The sequence below is a fragment of the Pseudoduganella sp. SL102 genome, assembly GCF_027856995.1.
Lineage (GTDB): Bacteria > Pseudomonadota > Gammaproteobacteria > Burkholderiales > Burkholderiaceae_D > Rugamonas > Rugamonas albidiflava.
The window spans coordinates 6,463,094-6,483,352 of the sequence record NZ_CP115554.1 but is presented as its reverse complement, the minus strand read 5'-3'; the positions used below and the strand labels follow the sequence as shown (position 1 = coordinate 6,483,352).

Annotated in this window: 11 protein-coding genes; 5 read left to right on the top strand and 6 right to left on the bottom strand. The window is 68.6% G+C overall.

The genetic code is table 11. The annotated features are described in order from the left end of the window. Positions 1 to 2: 2 nt before the first annotated feature. From OU994_RS27440 to OU994_RS27430, 3 genes are all read left to right on the top strand, one after another. Positions 3 to 3,668: a tubulin-like doman-containing protein gene (locus OU994_RS27440; protein WP_281608485.1), complete on the top strand. Its 3,666-nt coding sequence runs from the start codon at positions 3 to 5 to the stop codon at positions 3,666 to 3,668. 4 nt (positions 3,669 to 3,672) lie between these two features. Beyond that, entirely contained in the window at positions 3,673 to 4,974 is a 1,302-nt protein-coding gene (locus OU994_RS27435; RefSeq protein ID WP_281608484.1) for a hypothetical protein, read from the top strand. Between the two features lie 65 nt (positions 4,975 to 5,039). Continuing rightward, positions 5,040 to 5,483, top strand: coding sequence for a hypothetical protein (locus tag OU994_RS27430; protein ID WP_281608483.1), 444 nt, complete (start codon positions 5,040 to 5,042; stop codon positions 5,481 to 5,483). Between the two features lie 136 nt (positions 5,484 to 5,619). On the opposite strand, the gene OU994_RS27425 is transcribed toward OU994_RS27430, so the two are convergent. The 4 genes from OU994_RS27425 to OU994_RS27410 form a co-directional block, all read right to left on the bottom strand. Next, complete coding sequence (locus tag OU994_RS27425) at positions 5,620 to 7,704, bottom strand: diguanylate cyclase (RefSeq protein ID WP_307731755.1); 2,085 nt, start codon at positions 7,702 to 7,704, stop codon at positions 5,620 to 5,622. Positions 7,705 to 8,008: 304 nt separating this feature from the next. Next, positions 8,009 to 9,772, bottom strand: coding sequence for an ABC transporter ATP-binding protein (locus tag OU994_RS27420; protein WP_281611732.1), 1,764 nt, complete (start codon positions 9,770 to 9,772; stop codon positions 8,009 to 8,011). Positions 9,773 to 9,902: 130 nt separating this feature from the next. Next, a complete protein-coding gene (locus OU994_RS27415; RefSeq protein ID WP_281608482.1) occupies positions 9,903 to 11,654 on the bottom strand; it encodes an ABC transporter ATP-binding protein in 1,752 nt (583 codons plus the stop codon). 228 nt (positions 11,655 to 11,882) lie between these two features. Then, a complete protein-coding gene (locus OU994_RS27410) occupies positions 11,883 to 12,887 on the bottom strand; it encodes a phasin family protein (protein ID WP_281608481.1) in 1,005 nt (334 codons plus the stop codon). A 191-nt stretch (positions 12,888 to 13,078) separates the two neighbouring features. On the opposite strand from OU994_RS27410, the gene OU994_RS27405 reads away from it, so the two are divergent. Together OU994_RS27405 and OU994_RS27400 are read left to right on the top strand one after the other, a co-directional pair. After that, complete coding sequence (locus tag OU994_RS27405) at positions 13,079 to 14,362, top strand: amidohydrolase family protein (RefSeq protein WP_281608480.1); 1,284 nt, start codon at positions 13,079 to 13,081, stop codon at positions 14,360 to 14,362. Further along, positions 14,359 to 14,916: a GNAT family N-acetyltransferase gene (locus tag OU994_RS27400; RefSeq protein WP_281608479.1), complete on the top strand. Its 558-nt coding sequence runs from the start codon at positions 14,359 to 14,361 to the stop codon at positions 14,914 to 14,916. Before OU994_RS27405 ends, OU994_RS27400 begins: the two co-directional genes overlap by 4 nt. On the opposite strand, the gene OU994_RS27395 is transcribed toward OU994_RS27400, so the two are convergent. Next, positions 14,850 to 18,179, bottom strand: coding sequence for an alpha/beta hydrolase-fold protein (locus OU994_RS27395; RefSeq protein ID WP_281608478.1), 3,330 nt, complete (start codon positions 18,177 to 18,179; stop codon positions 14,850 to 14,852). The genes OU994_RS27400 and OU994_RS27395 overlap by 67 nt on opposite strands. Further along, positions 18,176 to 20,098 (bottom strand): glycoside hydrolase family 13 protein, encoded by a 1,923-nt coding sequence (locus tag OU994_RS27390; RefSeq protein ID WP_281608477.1) that lies wholly within the window; start codon positions 20,096 to 20,098, stop codon positions 18,176 to 18,178. Before OU994_RS27390 ends, OU994_RS27395 begins: the two co-directional genes overlap by 4 nt. Between the last annotated feature and the right edge of the window lie 161 nt (positions 20,099 to 20,259).

Sequence of the window (20,259 nt, the reverse complement as noted above, 5' to 3'; positions counted from 1 at the left end):
CCGTGGATCCGATCGGGAAAAAGACCGAGCTGAAAGTCGACCTGCGGCCGACGCTGTTCATCGGCGCCGGCGGCACGGGCATGGAAGTCATGATGCGGATCCGGCGGCGCATCCTGTCGGCCGTGTGGAACCGGCATCACCCCGCGCGGGTGGAATCGATCGGCGAATTCCCCGTCGCGCGCTTCCTGCATATCGACCTGGACAGCGGCGCCGTCATCGACGAAGGCAAGTCGCAGCGCACCGACCCGTGGTATGAACTGGTCAAGCTGGGCGACGAAGAGCGGCTGGTCGAGCCGATCGACCTGCAGCAGTACCACGAATCCGACGACAGCCTGGCGCGCTTTCCGCTGATCGAGAACTGGATGCCGCTGCGCCCGAAGAAGCTGCGTTCGCTGGGCATCGATCCCTCGCTGGGCGCGGGCCAGATCCGCGCCGTGGCGCGGCTGTACCTGTTCGACAAATATCCGAAACTGCGCGGCCGCATCAAGGGGGCGCTGAACTTCCTAGCATCGAACGCCGGCATCGAGCGCAAGGACAATTATCAGCGCCTGGGCCTGCAGGTGGATACGTCGAAGTTCCGCATCGTCGTCATCGCCTCGAACGCCGGCGGCACCGGCGCCGGCACGGCGCTCGACCTGGGCTGGCTGGCCAAGGCGATCGCCCGGCAGGAAGTGGCCGACAGCCAGGTCGACCTGGTGATGTTCATGCCCACCGGGTATGCGCGCGCCAACAAGGAACGCACCGAGGCCAATGCCTACGCCACGCTGATGGAAATGGAGACGGCGATGCGCGACATGAACGCGCAGGTGCGCTGGGCCGATCCGGACAGCCTGGTCGGCCGCGGCGCGCCGTATGACGACGTGTATTTCGTCGACACGGCGAACCTGGCGAACAAGGCGACGCAGGATGTCAAGGACGTCTACCAGATGGTGGCCGATTCGCTGTTCGAGGATTTCGCCTCGGCCGATTTTGCCAACCGGAAGCGCTCGGTCGCCGTCAACCAGCAGCAGCACAAGCTGGGTCCATTCAATCCGAAGGTGCCCGAGACGCGCTTCGGCGACATGCGCCTGTCGTACTCGAAAGTGTATTCGGCGTTCGGCCAGTCCGTGCTCGACACGCAGCAGGGCCTGCGCGAGGATATCCGCGCCTACGAACTGGCGGCGCTGATGGTGAAAGCGTTCTTCGGCATCATCGGCAAGGATGGCGCGCCCGCGCGCCGCGCCGGCGACGGCGAGCGCGACGTGTTCATGCGCGAGCACATGTGGCTGGCCGAGCGCCCGTTCGACGAATTCCCGGATTTCAAGAAGGGCACGGTGGAAGTCACGCCGTTCCAGGAATACGCGCTGACCGACCAGCTGCTGATGGACAAGGACCAGCGCTCGCTGCTGGAGCGGGTGGAAGCGAAGGTGCAGGCCGAGATCGACCGCATCACGGGCGGCTACGACCTGAAGGAATGGCGCGCCAAGATCGCCGAGCTGCTGCCGCAACTGGAACGCGATGCGATCCGCGAAGCCGGCGCCATCGCCGAGACCAGCGAAGACCGGCTGAAGCGCCACACCCAGGAACTGGTGATGCGCCTGAAGGGCCGCGTGCGCGAGCGCCTGTATGCGCTGCTGGACGACCGCCGCCAGGGCGGCCTGGAATTCGTGCTGTCGCTGCTGGAGCAGATCAAGGCCCGCGTGGCCCAGCGCGATATCCCGCGCATGGAACACAACGAGCGCCGCTATCGCGAAATGCGCGATGCGCTGCGCACCCGGCAGGTCGAGGAATCGCTCAACAATCTTTCGCAGGCCGCTGGCAAGTGGATCAATGCCGGTGCGCAGGCGCGCGAGGTGATCGTCCACCTGAAGCGCGACATCGCCGATTACCTGCGCTTCCACCTGCTGTCCGTCACGGCGGGCCAGTCGGCCGAGGTGCTGCGGCAAGTGTCCGCGTGGCTGGGCGAACCGCAATCGGTCGATGAAAAGGGCCAGGCCGTCTGGTCCGGCATCGCCGGCGAATTCCAGGAAGGGCGCCGCTGCGTGGAAGCCATGCTGGGCGCCGTCGACCAGCGCGTGGCGCAGCTGCGCGCCGATGCGCAGCACGACCATGCCACCTACATGAAGCTGGCCAGCGACGAGCCGCCGCCGCCCGTGAAGCTGACCGGCGACGTGTCGGCGTGGAGCGAGGAAGTGCTGCTGGAATTCGGCGGCTCGGCGCGGCTGTTCCCGCAACTGGGCGACGAGAAGCTGCGTTCGTCATTGCTGCTGAAACTGTTCCGCCGGGCGCAGACGCAGTTGTCCACCGAGGAGCTGGAAGCGGGCGGCAACGCGGAACCGGCCGATCCGCTGCTCGAGCGCCTGCTGGCCATGTCCGTGCAGGAGCGGCAGCGCGTGTTCGCCGAATGGCTGAAGAGCGCCATGCCGTGGGTGAACGCGCGCTTCTCGGCCGAGTTCACGCCGGGCGCCGACCAGTTCAAGTGCTTCGTCGGCGTGGGCGATGTCAATGCGTGGAAGCGGCTGGAACCGGAAATCCGCGCCGCCGCGCCCACCGGCTATTTCCACGGCGAGCTGGTCAACATCGTCAACACCGGCGTCAAGGGCCGGGCGGTGTGCTACATCGAACTGTCCGGCTACCCGATGACGGTGCTGCGCGGCTTGCCCACGTGGCGCACCTCGTACCAGATCGAGAACCCGAAGATCCCGACCCACCTGCATTTCGATGCGACGCGCTTCCGCCACCCGATCGCGCCCGGCATGGATGAACTGAACCGGCTGGCCGACGACTACGAATGGTTCCTGCAGGCCGTGGCGCTCGGCGTCCTGAAACGCAAGGCCGACCTGGCCGACCGCGAGGCATCGTTCCAGCCGCGCGGCCAGTACCTGTTCGAAGTGGAGCAGGGTTCCGGCGAATGGCTGCAGGTGGGCAATGAGTACGCGGTGCGTTCGAACGGGCTGCCGTCGTACTACCGCGAGCAGATCGTGGCCACCGTGCAGCAGCGCCTGGCCCGCATGGGGCCGCACCAGTTCCTGCTGCTGGCGGCACTGATGCGCTATTTCCAGCACCGCGTCTACCAGCCGCGCCTGGAAGTGGACGAGACCGGCGCCGAGCTGCCGTCGCCTTCGCTGCCGAACATCACGGCCAAGCGGCTGCACGACGAATGGCTGCGGCGCGCGCTGGCGGCCGAGCCATCGCTGGCCGGCGCGCTCGACCGCGCGCTGGAGTTGCTCACGCAGTGGAGCGAGCCGGTGCCGGGATCGGCGTCCGACGCCTACCAGTGGGAAGTGCAGCACAGCGTCGACAAGCGCGTGCCGCGCGCCGAGTATCTGGCCGGGAATGCCGCGGCGCAGGCGCTGCTGGCCGGCGGCGTGTCCATCGCCAAGGCGGTGAACGGGCCGGCTGGCATGGCCTCGCCGGCGGCCGCGTCTTCCGCTGCATCGGGCAACGCGTCCGCTGCGCCCTCCCTGTTCAAGGTGTTCGTCGACCGGATGCAGCAGGGCCCGTACACGGTGGCCGAGCTGGCCGAGCGCATCGCGCGCGGCGAAGTCACCGCCGCCACCAAGGCCTGGAACATGCGCTGGGTGCCGCACGTGGATCAATGGCAACCGGCCGGGGCAGTGGCGGAACTGGCGCCGCTGTTCGCCCAGGCAATCCCCGATCCGGTGGACGATATCCCCGACCCGGAGTAAAACGGTGACGCCAGACTTTCGCTGCATAAACGAAGCCTGCCGGCGCGGCTTCCCCCGCGCCGTGCGGTTCTGCCCTTACTGCGGCACCGGGCAAGCCGCCGCGGCACCACGGAGCACCGCCGTTCCGCCGCCGGCGCCGGTGCCGCCGCCCGCTTCGCCTCCCACATCGCCTCCGACGCCGCCGGTTGCACCGATACCGCCACGCACGCCGGCCGCCGCGCCGACGCCATCGCCGGCGGCACCGGCCCGGCCGCCCGCCGCGCCGCGCCCGGAGCCGGCCCCGCCACCGCGCTACCAGCAGCCGCAGCCGCAAGCCGGCGTGCCCCGGCCACCGGGCGGGGTGCCCGGCGGGCCATCGCAGCCGCCGCTGCGCAAGCCAATCGGCAAGGGTACCTGGCTGTTCGTGGCGTTACTGCTGCTGGCGATCTGGTTCCTGGTCAAGCCGGGCGATCCGGCGAAGAAACTGGACAGGAAAGTGGACGACGCCGTCGCGCTGACCGAAAGCTGCAAGATCGGCGATGCCCGCGAAGCGCTGGCCGACCTGCGCCGCGAGAAGGCCAGCGCGACCCAGTTGGCGCGCCTGCAGAAAGCCATCTCCGCCACCGCGCCGGCCTGCGAAAAGAAAAGCCAGCGCGCCAGGGCATGGTCCGACACGCGCGCCGCACTGGAAACGGCGCTGGCCGCGAACGCGCTCGACAAGGCCTCGACGCGGCTGTCGGCATTCGTCAAGCGCTGGGGCGAGGACGAGCCCGCGCGCGAGATGCGCAGCCGCATCGATGCGCGCCGTGCCGAGAAATTGCTGGACGATGCCAGCGCCTGCCTGGACCGGCGGGACCGCGCCTGCGTCGAAGCCAAGCTGAACGCGGCCGAGAAACTGCGCCGGCCGGAAACGCGGCAGCGCATCGACTCGCTGCGCGAAGCGCTGTCGCGGATGCTGGAAGCAACGCTGCTGGAAGGTGCACAGGCGGCTCCGGGCCAGGCCAGGCCCGACCAGGGCCGGCCGGCCGGGCAGGGTGCTTATCCGCCGCCGCTGTCCGCGGCGCCGCCGCAGCCGGCCACGTCGCCCCTGGTAGCGACCGCGGCAAGGACGGCTTCCGGCAGCGCCGAAGCGCGGCGCCTGCAGGGCGAAGCCGAGCGCGAACTCGCCCAGGGCAATTACCGCAGCGCGATCGGCCTGGCCGGCCAGTGCGCCGCGGCCGGTGGCGCCGAGTGCGGCGCCTTGCGCGACAGGGCCGCCCGCCTGGAGCGCGAGCTGCACGCCTGCGTCCAGGGCGGCCGCGAATGGGTCGGCCAGCGCTGCGAATAGGGCCGCCGGCATCCGCGCCGCGCTGCGCCGGCGAATTTTGTTAAGCTGCCGGCAAGGAGGACATCATGCAACGACCATCACGATTCATCATGGGCGCCGGAACGCTGGCGCTGCTGCTGGCTTTTGCCGGCTGCCACAAGGAAGACGACCGCCGTGTCGAGGAGTCCGTCGAGCGCGCCGGCAAGGACATCGACGCGGCCACCGAGAAGGCGGCCGGCCACCTGGACAAGGCACGCGAGGACTTGCAGGACGCGGCGAAGGACACCGGCCGCGAGCTGGACCAGGCGACCGACAAGGCCGCCGTGCACCTGGAAAAGGCGCGCGAGGACTTTCAGGATGCGGCCAGGGAAACCGGCCGGGGACTGGACCAGGCGGCCGAGAAGGCCGGCGAGCAGCTGAACAAGGCAGCCGAAGTGGTAGGCGAGAAACTCGAGCGGGCCGGCGAGAAGATGCAGGCCAGCGCCGAGGCCGCGCGCCAGGAGGACGAGGCGAAGGGCAAGGCGAAGTAGCCAGTGGCCGCCGCGTCCGGTGCCGGACATTTTTTCCGAGCGTCGTTGTGGGGAAAAGTGTACGACACCGGTTTTCTGTTCAGGAATCGGCAACATCATGCGAAAACCGGTCGGTCCGCCGCAGCGGTCCAGGCCCTCAAGCCGGCGCTTGCTGCCGCTCGACCCCATCCACCGGCACCGCATCGCCGGCCACCACGGCAAGGTCGACGAATCCGTTGCGCCATGCGCCTTCCAGATCCTGCTCGATCGCTTCCAGCGTGGTGCGCTCCAGGTCATGGAAGCCATGCAGGCCATATGCGCGGTTCCGGCCGTGCGACTTGGCCATGTACAGCGCCATGTCGACGAGGTTGACGGCGCGCTCCCATGACAGCGGCGTGCCGCCCGGGGCCAGCGGGTAGGGCGCGAAACCCACCGATACATTGATGCGCAGCGTCTTCTCGCCGTAGGCGATGGCCTGCGAAGAGATGCCGCGCAGGATGCGGCGCGCCACGTCATCGAGGCCGTCCCGCGGCACCGCCGGCAGGAACGCCAGGAATTCCTCGCCACCCCAGCGCACGATCATGTCCGTCTCGCGCAGCGTTTCGCGCAGGTTGGCGGCGATCGTCTTCAGGACCGCGTCGCCGGCGGCGTGGCCATGGGTATCGTTGATGTGCTTGAAATGGTCGACGTCGAGCAGGAACAGGGCGCCCACCAGCTCGTCGCCCGCACCGCCGCCATGGTGGCGCCGCTCCACCTGCGCGTGGGTGCGCATGAAGTCCTGGAAATGCCGGCGGTTGTACAGCGACGTCAGCGGGTCGAGCGAACTTTGCTGCTTCAGTTCCTGGTTCTTCACCTCGAGCTGGGCATTGGCCTGGCGCACCTTGCGGTACAGCAGGCCCACCACCACGGCGGCCAGCGCGAACACCAGCGCCAGCAGCCACCAGATGCGCTGCTGCAGGCGGCGATTGTCCAGCTCGGCACCCTTGACGCGGTTTTCCTGCCGCAGCGCCTCGATCTGGCGCGCCTTCTTTTCGGTATCGTATTTCTGCTGCAGTTCCAGCACGGCCTTCTGGCGCTGTTCGGCGAACATCTCGTCCGAGATGCGGCGCTCGCGATGGTAGGCGGAGATGGCGCCATGGTAGTCCCCGGCGCGCTCCAGCGCGGCGCCGTATTCGATCAGCACGGCCTGCAGTTCCGGCTTGTCGCCGTTTTTCTCGAAGCCGGCCAGGCCCGCCTCGAACTGGCGCTTGCCCTCGGCGACCCGGCCCATGCCCAGGTAAGCCTGGCCCAGGTTGACGCGCGCCGTGGCGATCACGCTGGGACTGTTGATGTCCACGCCCGCCGCCAGCGCCTGTCGGGCGGCATCGGCGGTGCGCGCATAGTCGCGCTCCTTCAGGTAGCTGTCCGACAGGTTGACGAGCGTGTCGGCGATCATCTGCCGCGCGCCCAGGCGGCGCTCCACCGCCAGGCCCTCCTGCAGCGCGCGGCGGGCGCGCTGGTATTGACCCGATTCGATGGCCAGGCCGTACTCGGTGCCCAGCGCGATCGCCAGCCGGCCCGGCGAGCGCATCCGCTTCGCCACCTCCAGCGATTCGCGCTGCACTTCCCAGCCCTTGTCGTACTGCTTCATGTCGATGTACAGAAAGGTCAGCGCATTGAGCGCGCCGGCCAGCGGCGCGTCGTCATCCGCGACCTTGCGCGCCAGGTCGATGGCGGCCTGCAGCTTGCCGAGTGCGGCCGGGTAGTTGCCCTGTTCCTGGAATGACTGGCCGGCCGAGATGGTTGCCTGCACGCGCAGCGGCAGGTCGGCGGTGTGGTTGGCCGCCCGTTCCGCCTCGAAGTTCGCCTGGTGCGAACCGGCCAGGTCGTTCAGCTCGTACAGCGCATAGGCACGGGCCAGCTGGCCCTTGGCATAGGTGGCGTCGTCGCGCGCCTTTCGGCCCCAGGCCACCAGTTCGTCGCCCATCGCCAGCGCGCGCTTCGGGTCGCCGCTGCGCCGGATGGCACTGCTGTACAGCCAGAGGAATTCGGCACGGGTCGCCAGTGGCGCCGCCCGCGCCCGCGCTTCCAGCCGGCCCAGCCGGGCGGCCGCGTCGTCCGGGACGAAGCGCACGATTTCACGCGTGGCCGCCAGCTCCGCATCGAGGTCGGCCTGGCCGAACGCCAGCGCAGGCGCCAGCGCCAGGGCGGCGGCGAGACGGCGTACGGCGCGGAGACGGGGGATAGGGAGCAGGGTGGCCACGGCAAGTTCTTGCCGCGCTGGGGTAGTGCACGGCTGTGCCTTATTATAGGCCTGTTGCCTTGTGGAATCTCACGCCCACCCGTGATATTTCACGAATGGGCGGTCCCGCACGGCATTTACGCAACAACGGTATTTTTTTGTCATTGGCTGATGCCGCTTAGATAAGCCTACCCCAACTGCAGATTCCGGGGTCAGACCCGCCGGGTCTGACCCCAGCCCTTTGCTTTCGGGTGAATGCATGCGCTTCAATGTGTCGGCTCACACTTAACTAAGCGGCATTGCCGTCATTGCCGGGTTTGCAAGCTCAGGCGGCCAGCTGTTGCAGCAAGTACAAGCGCTGGTACAGGCCGCCCTCGATGCGCATCAGCGCGTCGTGCGAACCGGATTCCTCGATGCGGCCATGGTTCAGCACCACGATGCGGTCGGCATCGCGGATTGTCGACAGGCGGTGCGCGATCGCGATGATGGTTACCTGGCCGCGCAGTTCATCCAGCGCCTGCTGCACGATCTGCTCGGTGGCGCTGTCGATGCGCGAGGTGGCTTCGTCCAGCAGCAGCACGCGGGGCTCGCCGGCCAGCGCGCGGGCGATCGCGATCAGCTGCTTCTGGCCGGACGACAGCCGCGAGCCGCCTTCGCCCAGCAGCGTGTCGTAGCCATCTTCCAGCGCCGTGATGAACTCGTGCGCATGGGCGGCCCGGGCGGCCCGCTCGATCCGCTCGGGCGGCAGGTTGCGGCCCATGTCGATGTTCTCGCGCGCCGAAGCGGCCAGCAGGAACGGGTCCTGCGGCACCAGCCCCACGCGGGCGCGGAACGCGTCGAGGCCGATATCGTCCAGCGGCTGGCCATTCATCAGGATGCTGCCGCGCGGCGCCGGGTAGTAGCGCAGCAGCAGCGACAGCAGTGTCGACTTGCCGCTGCCGGTATGGCCGACGATGCCGTAGAAGGCGCCCTGCGGGATCTGCAGCGACAGGTCGTGCAGCACCCGCTGGTTGTTGACATAGGCGAAGTCCAGGTGGCGGATGTCGATCGCCGGCGTGCCCGGCGCGACGGCCTCGTTGGCCGCTTCGCCGGATGCGCCCTTGCCGTGTTCGGGCGAGCCCGCCTCGTCGAGCAGGGTGGCCACGCGCGCGGTGGCCACTACTGACTGCTGCAGCTGGGAGAATTGCATGGTGATCTGGATCAGCGGCTCGATCACCCGCGCGATATAGCTGATGAACGCATAGAGCACGCCCACCTCGGCCACGCCCAGCACGGTGCCGTCGGCGCGCTGGCCGAACAGCCAGATGACCGAGGCGAGCAGCACCACGTTGAGCATGTCCAGCGCCGGCCGCAGCAGCCAGGCGTTGGCGCGGATCTCGGCCACCCGCTGGGTGTACTGGTCCTCGTTGGTGCGGCTGAACCGTTCGGCGAAGCGGGCCTGGGCATTGTTCGCCTGCAGCACGCTCATGCCGCCGATCGATTCCGCCACCTGGGCGTTGATGTCGCTGCGCAGCTGGCGCGCCTTCGCCACGGCCGGCGCCGACAGCCGCTGGTACAGCCACACGATCAGCAGCACGCACGGCATCAGCCCGACCACCAGCGACATCAGCCGCCAGTCCAGCCAGGCCATCGCCAGGATGGTCCCGGCCAGCACGATGGTGCTGTCGAGGATGACGAACAGCACCTGGATGTACAGGCCCTTGACCGCCTCGGTGTCGTTGGTCACGCGCGACACCAGCTGGCCGGTGATGGCGCGGTCGAAGAACGCCATCGGCAGGCGCAGCACGTGGCCGTACACCCGCTCGCGCAGGCGCTGCACCGAGCGCATCGCCAGCCCGGAAAGGCGCACCAGCTGCAGGTAGCGCAGCCAGGTGGAGGCGCAGCCGGTGGCCACCACGGCCCCCAGCAGCAGCCCCATCGCGGTCCAGTCCATGACGCGCGGCAGCAGGTACTCGTCGATCAGCCGCTTGCCCAGCAGCGGGCCGATCACTTCCAGGCCGGCGGCGATGGCCAGCCACAGCACGGCCCACCACAGGTGGTGTCCTTCCGGTCCAGCGGCCGTCTTCAGCAGGCCGAACGCGCGCCGCATCGAGTCGGCATGGGCCGGGTCCGCGGCCTGTTCCCCGCCTTTTTCCATTTCCTTTTCCACGCCTTGCTCCGCGCCTTTTCCCACGCGTTTTCCCTCACCGTGCTGCGCGTCTTTTTCCGTCGCCAGGTCTTCAGCTTGCATCGAGGCTCGCCTCCAGTTGTTGGTAGCGCCACTGGCTGGCATACCAGCCATCCCGCGCCAGCAGGTCGTCATGCGTGCCCTGCTCGACGATGCGGCCGTGGTGCAGCACGACGATCCAGTCGGCGTTCACCACCGCCGACAGCCGGTGGCTTGCGATGATGGCGCTGCGCACCGGCCGCGCGCGGCGCAGTTCTTCCAGGTGTTCGAGGATGCGCGTTTCGGTGCCGGTATCGACGGCGGACAGCGCATCGTCGAGCAGCAGCAGGTCGTTGTCGGACAGCAGGGCGCGGGCGATCGCCACGCGCTGGCGCTGCCCGCCCGACAGCGTGATGCCGCGCTCTCCCACTTCCGTTTCGTAGCGGTGCGGGAACAGCAGGATGTCGTCGTGGATCGCCGCCAGGTCGGCCGCATGTTCCACCTCGGCCCGGGTGGCGCCGGGCTTTGCCAGCGCGATGTTCTCGGCGATCGACGCCGAGAACAGGAACGATTCCTGCGGCACCCAGCTGATCGCGCTGCGCAGCGCGTCGAGCCGGTAGTCTTCCAGCACATGGCCGTTCCAGCGCACGCTGCCCGACTGCGGCGCCATCTGGCGCAGCAGCACGCGCAGCAGCGTGGTCTTGCCGGAGCCGGTCGGCCCCACCAGGCCCAGGGTCTGCCCGGGGCGCAGGCGCAGCGACACGTCCGCCAGCGCCGGCTCGGACTGGCCGGGATAGCAGACGGTCAGGTGTTCCAGCGCCAGGTCGCCCGGCTGCAGCTCGGCCAGCGTGCCGTGGTCGGCGATGGTCAGCGGCGCGTCGAGCATCGGCTGCAGCCGCTGCCACGCGGCGCGGCCCCGTTCCAGCAGCGACAGCACCCAGCCGGCCGCGAACATCGGCCAGATCAGCTGGCCCAGGTACATCGAGAAACTGGTCAGCGCGCCGATCGTCAGCTGGTCGGTCCACACCAGGTAGCCGCCCAAGCCCAGCGTCAGGCCGGTAGCGGCGGCCAGCGTCAGGCCCACCGCCGGTTCATAGCCCGCTTCCCAGCGCTGCGCGGTGAGCGCCGCGTCGGCGGCCTTGCCGGCCAGTTCGGAAAACGTGGCGGCGCTGCGCCCTTCCAGGCCGAGCGTCCGCAGCGTGCGCACGCCGGACAGGGTTTCCTGCACATGGTCGTTCAGCGCCGAAAAGCGCTTCAGCGAATCGGCGGCCGCCTTGTGGATCTGCGAGGAAATGCGCCAGAACGCGTAGGCCATCAGCGGGAACGGCAGCAGCGCGACCAGCGAAAGCCGCCAGTCGACACCCAGCGTCATGATGCCGATCACCAGCACCAGCGTCAGGGCGCCATCGAAGCCGGCCAGCATCGCTTCGCCGGCGGCCTGCTCGATCGAATCGATGTCGTTGGTGGCCAGCGCCATCAGGTCGCCGGTGCGCTGCTTCTGGTAGAAGGCCGGGCCCTGCAAGGTAAGGCGCCGGTAGAAGCGGGTGCGCAATTCCACGCCCAGGCGGTAGGCGGTCGAGTACAGCTTGATGCGCCATGCCACGCGCAAGCCATAATTGGCCACGCCGACCAGCAGCAGCAGGCCCACGCCTTCGAGCAGTTCGGCGTGCGGGAGGCGCTGCGCGGCCAGTGCGTCGACCAGCTGGCCGACCTTGCGGGGAATCCAGACACCGATGACGGCGACCAGCGCCAGCATCACGCCGGCACTGGCATACGCGCGCCAGTGCACCCTCACGAAGCCCGTGATCAGCCTCGATAAACTCATGACATATCCTTCAGTGAAGCTCGCAAGGATACATCAGGCGGGCGGAGCGCGTTGCCGGGTCCGTGCGGACCCGGCGGCGCCGGAGGGATGGACTTGCTTGCCCGCTTGGTTGCCGCCTGGCTGGCGGGTTCGCTTGCGGTTTGCCAGCGGCATGCGTGCCGGCTGCCTGTTGCTTGCTTGTTGCTTGCTTGTCGCTTGCTTGTTGCTTGTTTGTCGCTTGTGCGGCGCTTATTTGCGCGACTTGCCCGGGGCCGAGCGGGACGGCTTGTTGTCGGCCAGCGCGGCCAGTGCCTCGGCGACCGGTTTCGTGGCCGGCTTGCCGCGCACGGTTTTCGATGCCGCCGCTTCGGTCTCGAACAGCGGCGCCGTCGACGCGGCCGGTTCGGCGGCGACGGGTGCCGCGACCGGTGCCTGCGCGGCCGCTTCCGTCACGCGTTCCACCGCTTCGACGACCACGTCGGTGGTGGCCGGTGCCGCTTCGGCTGCCCTGGCGATGTTGTCGCTGGCCGCTTCGACGGCGTCGCCGGTGGCCTTGGTTGCCGCTTCGGTGGCGTCCCGGGAGGCCTTGACCGTTGCCTCGGTGGCGTCCTGCGTGGCCTTCGTGGCGGCTTCGCTCGTGTCCTGCACGGCCCTGGTGGCGGCCTCGGTGGTGCCCTGAGCAGCCGTGGTGGCTGCCTGCGCCGCGGTGCCGCTGGCCGCGCGGGCTGCTTCCACCGTGCTGTTCGAGGCGGCCTGCGCGGCGTCGCTGGCCGCCTGCGCGGCGCGGAATGCCGTGTCGGTGGCGCCGGTGGCGGCCGATTGGGCTGCCTCGGCGGCAGCGTTGGTGGCAGCCGTCGCCGCGTTGACCGCGGATTCCGACACCTGCGCCACGACGGGCGCGGCCAGCACCAGCGTCTTGTCGGGCACGGCGCGCAAGCGGTCCGTCGCCGTTTTCAGCCAGGCCTGCTGGGTCTGGCTAGCGATGGAAAACAGTTCGCGCTGGTAAGCCACCAGGCTTTCGATGGCGGAGGCCGGCTTGGCCAGGTCGAGTACGGCGCGCGAATCCTTTGCTTCGATCAGCTGGCGCGCCGCGGCCGTGCCGCGCTCGGCGGCATTGCGGGCGGTGCTCAGGTTCAGCGCCACGATCTGTCCGGCGCCCTCGACGGTATTCTTCAGCACGCTGTTCAGGAAGTTGAGCTGGCTTTCTAACTGCGATCTGCTCGTTGCGGAAATCTGTTCGGTAATCGAAGACATGAGCTCTCCTAAGAACAAGGAATGGTGCGTTGCAATAAAGGCATTCTAGCGATGAAACAAGGCATTGCAAAGCGCTTTGTGCTTTCTTTATTCGTTGATTTATGCACTGCAACATCCATTTCTGCGGCAAGCGTTGCATGCCGCGGCCCGTTATCCCTACAATCGGCCATCCCCATTGCCGGAGCTCGCTCATGGAATTCGTCATTCGCAACGCCACGCTGCCCGATGGCCGTACCGGCATCGACATCGCCGTGCAGGAAGGCCGTATCGCCGCCGTGGCGCCGCGCCTCGCCGTTACCGCCGCGCGCGAGATCGATGCGGAAGGCGACCTGGTCGCGCCGCCGTTCGTCGACGCGCACTTCCACATGGATGCCACGCTGTCGTATGGCTTGCCGCGCGTGAACGCCAGCGGCACGCTGCTCGAAGGCATCGCGCTGTGGGGAGAACTGAAGCCGGCCCTGACCCAGGAAGCGCTGGTCGAACGCGCCATGCGCTATTGCGACTGGGCGGTGGCGCGCGGCCTGCTGGCGATCCGCACCCATGTCGATGTCTGCGACGACCGGCTGCTGGCCGTGGAGGCGCTGCTGGAAGTGAAGCGCCGCGTGGCGCCTTACCTCGACATGCAGCTGGTGGCGTTCCCGCAGGACGGCCTGCTGCGCAGCCCCACCGCGCTGGCCAACCTGAAGCGGGCGATCGGCATGGGTGTCGACGTGGTGGGCGGCATTCCGCACTTCGAGCGCACCATGGCCGATGGCGCCGAGTCGGTGCGCGTGCTGTGCGAATTCGCCGCGGCACAGGGCCTGATGGTGGACATGCACTGCGACGAATCGGACGATCCGCTGTCGCGCCACATCGAAACGCTGGCCTTCGAGACCAACCGCCTGGGACTGCACGGCCGGGTGGCCGGTTCGCACCTGACGTCGATGCATTCGATGGACAACTACTACGTGAGCAAGCTGCTGCCGCTGATCGCGGAAAGCGGCGTGGCGGCCATCGCCAATCCGCTGATCAACATCACGCTGCAGGGCCGCCACGACACGTACCCGAAGCGGCGCGGCATGACGCGCGTGCCGGAACTGATGGCGGCCGGCGTCACCGTGGCATTCGGCCACGATTGCGTGATGGACCCGTGGTACGGCATGGGATCCGGCGACATGCTGGAGGTGGCGCACATGGGCCTGCACGTGGCGCAGATGACCAGCCAGCAGGCGATGCGCGCGTGCTTCGCCGCCGTCACCGAGAATCCGGCGCGTATCCTGGGCCTGGAAGGGTACGGCCTGGAACCGGGCTGCCATGCCGACCTGGTGCTGCTCGACGCGGCCGATCCGGTCGAGGCGATCCGGCTGCGGGCGGCGCGCCGCATGGTGATGCGGCGCGGCCGCATCGTGGCCGAATCGCCGCGTGCCGTGGCGCGGCTCGACCTGCCGGGCCGGCCCGCCAGCGCCGACTTCCGCCAGCTGGGCAAGGCCCGATGAAGATCCTGGAAACGGAGCGGCTGCTGCTGCGCACGATGCGCGAGGACGATGCGCCGTTCTACCTGGCGCTGGTGAACGAGCCGTCGTGGCTGGAACACATCGGCGACAAGGGCATCCGCACGCTGGACGACGCGCGCGCCGCCATCGTGGCCGGGCCGATGCGCCTGCAGCGGCTGCTCGGCTATTCGCTGTACCTCGTGGAACGCAAGGCCGATGGCGCGCCGCTCGGCCTGTGCGGCCTGATCCTGCGCGATACGCTGCCCGGCACCGACATCGGCTATGCGCTGGCGCCGCCTTACTGGGGCCAGGGCTATGCGCATGAGGCGGCGGCGGCCATCGTCGATCACGCCCGCCGCAAGCTGGGGCTGCGGCGCCTGTTCGGCATCGCCAGCCCGGCCAACGCGCCGTCGATCGCGCTGCTGGAAAAGCTCGGGCTGAGCTTCCTGCGCAGCGCGCGCTTCCCGCCGGACCTGCGCGATACGAATATCTACTGCATCGACTTCGGCGCCGCCTGCGCCACGGGCGCGGAAGCGGACTTGCCGCTGCGCGGCTGAGCGGGCGGGAAGAACCAGGTCAGCGCGCGATGCACGCGGCCGGCCCAGGCCCGCTCGTTGTGGATGCCGCCTTCGTCTTCCACGTACAGCAGGTTGCCGCCGGCGCGCCAACCCTTGTCCAGCAACGCCTTGTGGAAGGCGCGGGTACTCTCGACGCCATCCATGCCCGTGCCCGCATCCACGTACAGCCGTACCGGCGTGGCAGCGGCGCGCGGCGCGGTGCCGACCAATGCGCCGCCATTCCAGAAGAACGAGCCGGACATGATGCCGGCGTGGCCGAACACGTCCGCGTGGTGTTGCGCCATGTACAGCGACGCCAGCCCGCCGAACGACGATCCCATCACGGCGGTATTGGCGCGGTCCGGCAGCGTGCGGTAGTGGCTGTCGATGTACGGTTTCACGGTATCGGCGAGGAAGCGGCCATAGGCCGCCACCTTGCCGCCGCCCCAGCGCGGGTCGCAGCAAGGCGTGTACTCGGCGTTGCGGTCCGGCGTGTTGTCGACGCCGACCACGATGATCTCCCGCATGTCGCCCTGCGCGGCCAGGCGGTCGGCGACTTCGTCGATATGCCATTCGGTGCTGTAGGCCGTCTTCTGGTCGAACAGGTTCTGGCCGTCGTGCATGTACAGCACCGGGTAGCGCTTGCCGGCGTTACTGTCATAGCCGGGCGGCAGCCAGATGCGCAGCTTGCGCTCGTTGCCCAGCTGTGGCGACGCGAACCGGTCGACGATTTCCAGGCGGCCCTTCGCCACCGGGGCGGGTGCGGGGGCACTCGTGGCCAGCAGCCGGAGGCCGTGGATGTCGAACCGGTTCATCGGGCCCGCCTTGCCTCCGGCATCGGCGTACGTGGCGTTCGACTGCAGGCTGCTCATGTTGATGAAGTCCGTCAGTTCGACCGTGTAGCGGCCAGCGGCCAGCTGCGCCGCCAGCGGCGTCGAATACACCGGCTGGCCTTCGGGCGAGTGAGGCAGCTGCACCACGCCCTGCGCGACGGTACCGCCGCCGGCATCGAGCACCTTCATCCACTTGACGCCGCCGGTGATGCCCAGGTTGACCTGGTGGGCGTTGTTCCGATAGCGGACCTGCACGGCATACGTGCCGGGCTGCCGGACCGTGATGGCTGCCTTGAACGTGTCCTCGGGCGCGCCCCAGCCGCCGATCACGCCACCGCGCGCCCTGATGCTGGCGGCGATGCGCGCGTCGCCCGCGGGAATGTCGATCGCGGCGCCGGTGCAGGCGGGTGCGCTGTGGTGGCTGCGGTTGCCCGATACGGGGTACACCGCTTCCACCGCATAGCACGCGGCGGCGCGGGGCGCCGGATCGGTCCACGCCGCGGTTTTCACGTTGGCGGCCACCAGCCGTCCATCGCGATAGACGTTGTACACGGCGCCGCCGGCCGGCGCGGCGCCGAATGCCAGCTTGCCCCGGCTGGCGGAGGCGATCGCCGGTTCCGCCGGCGAGAACACGGCGGGATCGATGGCCAGCGGATCGGCGGCGACCCTGGTCAGTTTCTGCCGCCCCGGCAGCAGGGGACCCAGCTGCACCACGATGGTGTTCCGCTCGGCCAGGTCGGCCCACTTGATGCGCGGATCGACCGGCTTGCCGTTCAGCAGCACCTGCTGCACCTCGTGGTACCCGGCCTGGAACTGCGGTGGCGGCAGCACCACCTGCACGTCGATCGCGTGGCCACGCAGCTTCAGGCCGGAGAGGGTGGCGCTGCTGGCGCCCTGGAACGCCTCGTTGCGCAGTTTCGACGTGATGAAGGGGGCGACGACGATGCCGTCGCTGGTGGTGGAGATGCCGAACGCGCCGCCGATCAGCGCGCCGGCCAGGCCGCCGACGGACCACAGCTGGCGGCGCGAATTGACGACCGGGCCGGCCAGCTCCGGCTGCTTGCCGCCGCTCGGATCGAACATCGGCAAGCCCGTCAGCCACTCGAAGTTCTCCATGTTGGAGGCATTGACGGCGGCCGCGCGCAGCAGCGTGTCGTAGGCGGCATCGGCCGCTTCCACGTTCAGCGTCTGGATCGCCGCCTTCAGGCCGTAGGCCGTGACGAACGGCCAGATGGCGCGGTTGTGGTACACCGCGCGGTCCGGCTGCTGGGGCCAGATCACCGGCGCGCCCATCGGCCCGTCCGGATAGCGTTCGACGATGCTGGCGGCCTGCTCGGCGTCGGCCACGCCGGTCACGATGGCCAGCGCCTGGCCCAGCCAGTCGAACTTGTGCTGCGGTGCGCCGTCGAAGTGGCCGGCCGTCAGGCTGCTGTACATGCCGGCATCCTTCAGCCACAGCCGGCCGTTGATGGCATCCTTCAGCTGCACCGCCCAGTCGCCGTAGCGCTGCGCCGTGGCGGCATCGCCCTGTTCCCCGGCCAGCTGCGCGGCCAGCGACAGTGCCTTGTAGTGCGCCACGTTGGTCGACAGGGCCTTGGCGGTCGCCATGTGCGCCAGCTGGCCGGGGATCCAGCCCGCATAGCTTTGCTCGCGCCAGTCGAGGAACGATTCCTCGCCGTTGTACAGGCCCGCCGCGGGATCGAACACGGCCACGCGGTCGATCTCGATGGTGTTCCGGAGGGCCTTCAGGGCGATGGGCGCGAACGCCGCCCGTTCCGCCGGCGGCAGCGCCTTCAGCGCCTCGTCGGCGCCGAATGCCCAGGTGACACGGTCGGTGCTGACCGGCCAGCTGCCGCCGCTGCCGGTATCCTGCACGATCTGCAGGCCATCGCCGCTGCCCGGCACGGCGGCCGGCTTCTTCAGTCCGTCGCGGTAGCCGGAGAGCTTGAACTGCAGCGAGTTGCGCACCCGCTGGGGATCGAGCATGCCCAGGCCCAGGCCGGCCGCGTACGACAGGTCGCGGGTCCACACGTAATGCCATTTCTCGCCCGTTTCAAAGCACTCGCAGGGAATCGGCTGGCCGGCGCGCTTGTCATCGACGTTGTAGCTGTCGTCGCGGATGTGGGACACGGCATCCTGCCGCATCTCGGCCATCGCCATCGCGAACAGCGCATCGAATGCCAGGTTGCCGCTGCGCACGCGTGGCAGGTCGGCGCTTTCCGCATAGGTGACGGTTTGCGGATCGCCGTCGCGCAGGGCCATCGTGGTGCGGTGCGTGTAGGTGCGCAGCGGCGCGGTGTCGTCCGGCGTCGTGATGCGGACATTTTCCTGCCGGCCCCAGGAACCGAAGGGGACTTCCTGTTCGGCGCATTGCAGGGGACTGGCGGCCAGCAGGGCCAGGGTGGCGGTGGCGATGGCGGTGCGGTTCATTTCAGCTCCAGGATGATGGCCGTGCGGGCCGGCAGCGCGATGCCGCGGTCGAAATTAAAGGTTTGTCCGGTGATGACGTCGGTACCGGTGGCCACGCCGTCGAGCATTTCGCCGAAGCGGCCGGTGTCGAGCGTGACGGGCTTCGGGTTCTTGTTCAGCGCGAGCATCACCTTGCGCGTGCCGTCGTAGCGGAACAGCACGTAGGTGTCCTGTTCGGGCCCGAAGTGCATTGTGCGGCCGCCGTGGACGACCGTAGCGCCCTTGCGCCAGTTCAGCAGCTTCTTCAGGTAGGCCTGCGCTTCGCGTTGCGCGGCGGTGAGGCCGGCACCAGTGAAGGCGTTCACCCTGTCGCCCGGCCAGCCGCCGGGGAAATCGTGGCGGTACGAGGCGTCGTCGCGGCCCTGCGTGGTGCTGCGCATCAGGATCTCGGTGCCATAGTAGAACTGCGGGATGCGCGGTGCCGTGGCCAGGTAGGCCATCGCCATGCGCCACAGGCCCATGTCTTCATTCAGCACGCTCCAGGTGCGGGGCAGGTCGTGGTTCCCCTCGAACAGCACCAGGTCCTGCGGCGCCGGATACAGGTGGTCCTGGGCCAGCGTTTCATACAGGTCGTTCAGGCTGAACGTGCCGTGGTTGCTGTCGACGCCTTTTTCATCGACCGGGCTGGCCAGCGCGCGGCGCAGCGCATCGTTGAGCGGGAAATCCATCATCGACGGCATGTGCGACAGGTAGCCGTCGTGGTTCTGCTTGCCCTGCTGCCAGCGCGCCACCACCGGCACGCGCGTGCTCCATTCCTCGCCGACCAAATTCAGGTTCGGGTATTCGTCCAGCACGCGGCGCGACCATTCGGTAAGGAAGGCGTTGTTCGAATAGCCGTAGGTATCGATCCGCAGCCCGGACAGTCCGGCATACTCGATCCACCAGATGGTGTTCTGGATCAGGTAGGTGGCCATGAAGGGATTGGCCTGGTTCAGGTCCGGCATGCCGCGCGAAAACCAGCCTTCCGTGAAATTGCGGGCATCGGCGCGGCTGCCGTACGGGTCGCCGTTCGCCACCCGGTGGTGTTTCGTCAGCACCGGCTTGCCGCCGTAGCCGATCCAGTCCGGCATCGGCAAGTCCTTCATCCACCAGTGGCCGGCGCCGATATGGTTCAGCACCACGTCCTGGATCACGCCGATGCCCTTGCCGCGCGCCGCCGCCACGAACGCGCGGAAGTCTTCATTGCCGCCGTAGCGCCGGTCGATGCGGTAGAAGTCGGTGGCCGCGTAGCCATGGTAGGAGTACGCCGGCATGTCGTTTTCAAGCAGCGGCGTGGGCCAGACCTGGGTAAAGCCCATCTCCGCCACATAGCCGAGATGCGCGGCCATGCCGGCCAGGTCGCCGCCGTGGCGGCCACCGCCCGCCGCGCGATTGGCCTTGTCGGCCATCGCCGCGGCGCTGTCGTTCGCCAGGTCGCCGTTGGCGAAACGGTCCGGCATCACCTGGTAGATCGCATCGCGGCCGCCGAAGCCCTGCCGCTCGCGCGAGCCCGGTGCGCGGGGCTGGAGCCGGTAGTCGTACGTGAGGACCGGCGGCGCCTTGTCGCCGGCCTGGCCCGCGGGCCTGAAGGCGATGGCGAAACTGCCCGGCCGCACGTCGCCGGCCAGTTCCAGTTCGATTAACAGGTAATTCGGGCTGGCCACGCGCGTGGTGCCGGCAATGCGCACGCCCGGGTAGTCGATCGCCGGCTGCAGGTCGGCGATGCGCTCGCCGTGCACCATCAATTGCAGGGCGGGGTGGCGCATGCCGGCCCACCACGACATGGGTTCCAGGTGGGCGATGCGATAACTGGCGGGGGTGGCCGATACCGGCAGCGAAACCAGTGTGGCGGCGAACAGCAGCGGCATGGCGCAGGCCGGCGGCAGCAGGGCAGGGTGCATGGGTCTCCTCAGGACTTCGCTGGTGAAGTAGTGGGACTACAGGCTCTTGATCGGCCTGCTCAAAGACAAAACGTGAGCAGAATACTATGATCAAGGGGCTCGCACAACGATCTGCACCGTGGTGGGCTTAGTTTTAATACATCCCGCCCCGGGAAATGGCG